This is a genomic window from Kocuria sp. CCUG 69068, assembly GCF_020833785.1.
In the GTDB taxonomy this organism is placed as follows: domain Bacteria; phylum Actinomycetota; class Actinomycetes; order Actinomycetales; family Micrococcaceae; genus Kocuria; species Kocuria rosea.
In genome coordinates, this window is sequence record NZ_PDDL01000272.1 from 1 (window position 1) to 575 (window position 575).

Below are 575 nucleotides of genomic sequence, written 5' to 3' on the forward strand. Positions count from 1 at the left end.
CGAGGGGTGGTCCCACTGACCTGACATCGCCAGAGGGAGATCAACTGACCGCGGACAGGGAGATCAGCTGTCCGCCGACGGGGAGATCACCTGACCGCCCACCGGGAGGTCCCGCTGACCGTTGACAGCGGTGTCGGCGGTCGAGTTGTTCGAGCAAGGGCTGAGTGCGAATTCCGTCGCGCGTGCTCTTGACCTGGCATCCACTTCTGTTCAGATGTTGTATCAGCGATGGCAGGTACGAGGAAGGGGTGCACTGGTGACACGAGAGCGTAAGCAGTACGACCTTGAGACGAAGCTCTTGATCGTGCGCCGTCACCTCCAAGGCACCTCCGGACGCGTCCTGGCCAAGGAGTACGATCTTCCCTCCCCTGGCACCGTTACGAACTGGGCGAAGATCTACCGGCGCGATGGTGAGGACGGGCTACGTCCAAAGAAACGGGGCCGGCGGTGTCGGCGGCACGTGAAAACTGACCCCGTGGCGGCAGGCGAAGTTTGACCCCCTGCTGGACCCTGTCCTCATGGCGAGGACGGGAGGAAGCGGGTGTTGAGCGTGGAGAACTGGGCGGAGATCCGGC

The 575-nt window shown here is 63.3% G+C and carries 1 protein-coding gene; it reads left to right on the forward strand.

What is annotated here, in order from left to right:
• Positions 1 to 214 precede the first annotated feature (214 nt).
• Complete coding sequence (locus tag CRM73_RS20045; protein WP_370658583.1) at positions 215 to 496, forward strand: helix-turn-helix domain-containing protein; 282 nt, start codon at positions 215 to 217, stop codon at positions 494 to 496.
• Positions 497 to 575: the final 79 nt, after the last annotated feature.

What these genes read in the sequence shown, in the direction of transcription:
- CRM73_RS20045 (WP_370658583.1), top strand. Translation starts at nt 215, where the DNA reads ATGTTGTATCAGCGATGGCAGGTACGAGGAAGGGGTGCACTGGTGACA.